The sequence below is a fragment of the Salmonella sp. SAL4457 genome (genome assembly GCF_046548235.1).
Lineage (GTDB): Bacteria > Pseudomonadota > Gammaproteobacteria > Enterobacterales > Enterobacteriaceae > Salmonella > Salmonella enterica.
Map to the genome: position 1 here is coordinate 1 of NZ_JBGDZO010000295.1, position 298 is coordinate 298.

General features: G+C 66.8%; 1 protein-coding gene. It reads left to right on the forward strand.

Annotated elements, in window-relative coordinates:
* Window positions 1-298, forward strand: a 298-nt coding sequence (locus ACLJNW_RS24355; protein WP_410961236.1) for a glycosyltransferase, incomplete at both ends; no start/stop codon positions are given.

The window sequence follows — 298 nt, forward strand, 5'->3', positions numbered from 1 at the left end:
GCCTGGATCGCAGCCTGAAGGCGCTGTCCGCGCGGCCCAAGGCGTTGCGCAGGCGTACCCGGCTGATCGCCATCGGCCAGGACGATCCCAAGCCGTTCCTGCTACAGATCGCCGCCCTCGGTCTCAACGACCAGGTACAGATCCTCAAGGGGCGCAGCGATATCCCGCGCTTCCTGCTCGGCGCCGACCTGCTGATCCACCCGGCCTACAACGAGAACACCGGTACGGTGCTGCTGGAGGCGCTGGTCTCCGGCCTGCCGGGGTTGGTGACCGATGTCTGCGGCTATGCCCACTACAT